Source organism: Streptomyces diastatochromogenes, assembly GCF_002242805.1.
GTDB classification, from domain to species: Bacteria; Actinomycetota; Actinomycetes; order Streptomycetales; family Streptomycetaceae; genus Streptomyces; species Streptomyces diastatochromogenes.
The window spans coordinates 1-4,614 of sequence record NZ_MCGQ01000078.1 but is presented as its reverse complement, the minus strand read 5'-3'; the positions used below and the strand labels follow the sequence as shown (position 1 = coordinate 4,614).

The 4,614-nt window shown below is 66.0% G+C and carries 4 protein-coding genes, 1 tRNA gene and 1 pseudogene; all 6 read right to left on the bottom strand.

Going from position 1 to position 4,614, the window contains the following annotated elements:
• Positions 1-77 precede the first annotated feature (77 nt).
• Positions 78-674 carry a 50S ribosomal protein L25/general stress protein Ctc gene (locus BEK98_RS45085; protein WP_094222642.1) on the bottom strand — a complete coding sequence of 199 codons (597 nt, stop codon included), beginning with the start codon at positions 672-674 and terminating at the stop codon, positions 78-80.
• 220 nt (positions 675-894) lie between these two features.
• Positions 895-1,875, bottom strand: a complete 981-nt coding sequence (locus tag BEK98_RS45080; RefSeq protein ID WP_094222641.1) for a ribose-phosphate diphosphokinase — start codon at positions 1,873-1,875, stop codon at positions 895-897.
• A 155-nt stretch (positions 1,876-2,030) separates the two neighbouring features.
• Positions 2,031-3,137: pseudogene (glmU, locus tag BEK98_RS45075) on the bottom strand (bifunctional UDP-N-acetylglucosamine diphosphorylase/glucosamine-1-phosphate N-acetyltransferase GlmU); the annotation flags it as partial.
• Positions 3,138-3,139: 2 nt separating this feature from the next.
• The coding region (locus BEK98_RS50560) for an NTP transferase domain-containing protein (RefSeq protein WP_244202266.1) at positions 3,140-3,431 on the bottom strand (292 nt) is incomplete at its 3' end.
• A 127-nt stretch (positions 3,432-3,558) separates the two neighbouring features.
• A tRNA-Gln gene (locus BEK98_RS45070) sits at positions 3,559-3,631 on the bottom strand.
• A gap of 14 nt (positions 3,632-3,645) precedes the next feature.
• Positions 3,646-4,521 carry a helix-turn-helix domain-containing protein gene (locus BEK98_RS45065; RefSeq protein ID WP_208643416.1) on the bottom strand — a complete coding sequence of 292 codons (876 nt, stop codon included), beginning with the start codon at positions 4,519-4,521 and terminating at the stop codon, positions 3,646-3,648.
• Between the last annotated feature and the right edge of the window lie 93 nt (positions 4,522-4,614).

The window sequence follows — 4,614 nt, the reverse complement described above, 5'->3', positions numbered from 1 at the left end:
GCGGAACGGGTGGGCACAGCCTGCAGCACCGGGTGCCTTTCAAACAGGCTGAACCCCTGCTACGGCCAAACCGCCGGTCAGGCCTCCGCGGCCTCTTCGCCCGCGGCAGCCTCGCCCTCCACGGCCTCCTCGACCTGCGCCTGCAGGACCTGCAGAACGACCGCGTCCTCGTCGACGGCCAGGGTCACACCGGAAGGCAGCTTGATGTCCTTGGCGAGGACGGAGGCACCGGCCTCCAGGCCCTCGACGGAGACGGTGAGCGCCTCGGGGATGTGGGTGGCCTCGGCCTCGACCGGCAGCGCGTTCAGGACGTGCTCCAGCAGGTTGCCGCCGGCGGCCAGCTCGCCCTCGGCGTGCACCGGGATCTCGACCGTGACCTTCTCGCCACGCTTGACCAGCAGCAGGTCGACGTGCTCAAGGAAGCCCTTGATCGGGTCACGCTGCACGGACTTCGGGATCGCCAGCTCGTTGGTCTTGCCGTCGATGTCCAGGGAGATCAGGACGTTCGGCGTACGCAGCGCCAGCAGCAGCTCGTGGCCCGGCAGGGTCAGGTGCAGCGGGTCCGAACCGTGGCCGTACAGCACACCGGGAACCTTGCTGTCACGACGGATACGACGGGCCGCACCCTTGCCGAACTCGGTACGGGTCTCGGCGGCGAGCTTCACCTCGGACATATTGATCACTCCTCGTAGGAATCGCGAACGGACAGGGTCACCCGGCCACGAACGGCCTGCTACGAAGAGCGCGTCGATAACGGACCGCCGATACCTGTACCAACAGGCACGGCCTCCCTCGCCGAGCAACTGCAGCAGTCTACTCGGCAAGGGAGGCCGCACCCAAAAGGATCTTCAGCCAGCCGCCTGGGCTAGCCCGCAAGCAGGGCTCGCAGAAACCTCACTGCTCGTCGAAGAGGCTCGTCACCGAACCATCCTCGAACACCTCACGCACCGCACTCGCGATCGTCGGAGCGATCGACAGCACCGTGATCTTGTCCAGATCCCGGCCCAGCTCCGCCGGCGTCGGCAACGTGTTCGTGAACACGAACTCACTCACCCGCGAGTTCTTCAGCCGGTCCGCAGCCGGACCCGACAGCACACCGTGCGTCGCCGTCACGATGACATCCTCCGCACCGTGCGCGAACAGCGCGTCCGCAGCCGCACAGATCGTGCCACCGGTGTCGATCATGTCGTCCACCAGCACACACACCCGGCCCTTGACCTCACCCACGACCTCGTGGACGGTCACCTGGTTCGCCACGTCCTTGTCACGCCGCTTGTGCACGATGGCCAGCGGCGCACCGAGCCGGTCACACCAACGGTCCGCGACCCGCACCCGACCCGCGTCCGGAGAAACCACCGTCAGCTTGTCCCGGTCCACCTTCTCGCCCACGTAGTCCGCCAGCAGCGGCAACGCGAACAGGTGATCCACCGGACCGTCGAAGAAGCCCTGGATCTGGTCCGTGTGCAGGTCCATCGTCAGAATCCGGTCGGCACCCGCCGTCTTCATCAGATCCGCGATCAGACGCGCCGAGATCGGTTCACGACCCCGGTGCTTCTTGTCCTGCCGCGCGTAACCGTAGAACGGCACAATCACCGTGATGGACCGCGCCGACGCACGCTTCAGCGCGTCGATCATGATCAGCTGCTCCATGATCCACTGGTTGATCGGAGCCGTGTGGCTCTGGATCACAAAGCAGTCCGCACCACGAGCCGACTCCTGGTAGCGGACATAGATCTCGCCGTTCGCGAAGTCGAAGGCCTTCGTCGGGACAACCCCGACACCCAGCTGCTGGGCGACCTCCTCGGCAAGCTCGGGGTGGGCGCGGCCGGAGAAGAACATCATCTTCTTCTCGCCGGTCGTCTTGATCCCGGTCACAGCACTGTCTCCTCAGAGGTGTCTCAGCCAGCCGGCTGCTCAGACGACCTCTCGGCTGGGCGTGAGAGGCCGTATCAGCTGGTAGGGGTGCGGGTGTGCACTCGTGCGGATGTGCACTTATCACGGTACGCCGTGTTTGGCGCACACGTTTCCGGTCAGTCCTCGCCCTCGCCCTTGCGGACCGCCGCCTCGGCCGCCTTCGCGGCCGCACTCCCAGGACGCTTCCGAGCCACCCAACCCGCGATATTCCGCTGCTGACCACGGGCCACGGCCAGCGAACCGGGCGGCACATCCTTCGTGATCACGGACCCGGCAGCGGTGTAAGCACCGTCCCCGACCGTGACAGGAGCCACAAACATGTTGTCCGAACCCGTCTTGCAATGCGACCCGACCGTCGTGTGGTGCTTGTTCTCACCGTCGTAGTTCACGAACACACTCGCGGCACCGATGTTCGTGAAATCACCGATCGTCGCATCACCGACGTACGACAGATGCGGAACCTTCGTCCCCTCACCGATCGACGCGTTCTTCGTCTCCACATACGTACCGATCTTGGCCTTGCTCCCAAGACGAGTACCCGGCCGCAGATACGCGAACGGCCCCACCGACGCCTCCGCACCGATCCGCGCACCGTCCGACACCGTGTTGTCCACCCGCGCCCCCGCACCCACCCGGGTGTCCTTCAGCCGGCTGTTCGGCCCCACCTCCGCACCCTCACCGATGTGCGTCGAGCCGATGAGCTGCGTGTTCGGGTGCACGAGGGAGTCCTGCTCGAAGGTGACGGTGACGTCCACCCAGGTCGTCGCCGGATCGACGATGGTCACTCCGTCGAGCATCGCCCGCGTCACCAAACGGTCATTGAGAATCCGACGAGCCTCGGCGAGCTGCACCCGGTTGTTGATCCCGGCGATCTCCCGGTGATCGCCGGCGACCGACGCCCCGACCCGATGCCCCGCCTCCCGCAGAATCCCCAGGACATCCGTCAGGTACTCCTCACCCTGACTGTTGTCCGTCCGCACCTTCTTCAGCGCGTCCGCCAGCAACTGCCCGTCGAACGCGAACACCCCACTGTTGATCTCCCGGATCGCCCGCTGGACCTCCGAGGCGTCCTTGTGCTCCACGATCGCCGTGACAGCACCCGACGCGTCCTCGCGCACGATACGGCCGTAGCCGGTCGCGTCCGGAACCTCGGCCGTCAGCACGGTCACGGCGTTGCCGTCCGCGTGATGGGTCGCGGCGAGCCGCTGCAGGGTGTCGGCGGTNNCGCCCAGCTCCTCCAGCGCCATCCGCACGGCATGCCCCGTGCCGTTCTGCTGCGCCTGCACCGCCGTACGGACACCGGGGTCGATCTCGGTCAGGTGCGCGGAGACCTGCTCACGGGCGTGGCCCACGACGACCACCAGGTTCGCGGGGTCCAACTCGCGGGCGGCGGCCAGCACATGACCGACCAGGGAACGGCCGCAGATCTGGTGCAGGACCTTCGGTGTGGCCGACTTCATACGGGTGCCCTCACCCGCTGCGAGAACGACGACGGCTGCCGGGCGAATGGCGCTCACGGGGTTGCCCTTCGGCTCTGGATGGGTGTGGGTGACAGCCGCAGGATACCGGGGTGAGGTTGGGGGGATATGAGAGTGGGCCCTGACTGTGCCGTCAGGGCCCGAACCTAGGTCTTGTGTGCTGCGGCTCCCCCGCAAGGATTCGAACCTTGTCCTGCTGGTACCAAAAACCAGTGTGCTGCCAGTTACACCACGGGGGACAGCGCTTCAGACCTTACCCGAGACGTGCCTGCGCTTGGGCCACGATTCCGCTCCACCAGCCCTCGATGCGGTTGTACAAATGGGCACTCCTGGATACGCCGATGACCAGACAACCGTGGTAGTCGTCACCGGTGTTCTTGCGGACCGTCTTGGGGTTGTGCTTCTTCAGCGTCGGCTTGGCGAACACGGACACGTCCACGTCGGCGACGGTCGCCCAGTAGCGGTGGGCCGCCTCCACGTCCGCTGACTCGTGGATGAGTACGCGGAAGGTCAGGCGCTCCCGGTCCACATCGAGCAGGTCCAGCCACGCGAGGTAGGTCTGGATCACGCCGGCGTCGCTGTTGACGAAGATCGCTCGCTCTCGTCGGTCGTAGGGCTTGCTCTTCGAGCCCTCCGCCCAATAGAGCGCGACGCCCACCATCAGGAGTTCTCGCTCCGTGAGTTCTCCGATGTTCTGGAGGGCTGCGACCTTGGACTCCCTGCGCTTCTCGTGCTCTGCGGCGCGGCGCCTTGCCAGCCCCTCCTGCATGAGCGCCCGCTGCTCTTCCGGTGTGTACCGAGGTTCGGGCCTCGGCAGGTCCCGTACCCACAGCGACACCGAACTCCTGGAGCAGCCCAGCGCGGCCTGGATCTGGTCGTAGGTCCACCCCTGCAGCCGAAGCTCCCGCGCCCTCTCCCTGAGGTCGTCCTTCGCGTTCGGTCGCTTCGTCCACTCCGGCGGAGGTTCCCCCTTCACCAGTCGATTGAGGATGTCGTTGTTGAAGATCTTCAGCTCGTCCCGGATCTGCCGGAGGCTGTAGCCCTCCCGCCGCAACGCGACCGCTCGCTCCCGCAACCCCTCGAAGTCCTCGTACTTGCCGTTCTTGCCAGGTGAATGTGTCACACGCATACCGTCCGGGCGGAATGTGCGCTTCCGGGTGTGAACGGGTGACGTTCAGTAGTTCGAGGGATACCGGCGGGTTTCGATGTCATTCGATTACGG

Coding starts and splice junctions, on each gene's coding strand:
- BEK98_RS45085 (WP_094222642.1), bottom strand. CDS start 674: ATGTCCGAGGTGAAGCTCGCCGCCGAGACCCGTACCGAGTTCGGCAAG.
- BEK98_RS45065 (WP_208643416.1), bottom strand. CDS start 4,521: ATGCGTGTGACACATTCACCTGGCAAGAACGGCAAGTACGAGGACTTC.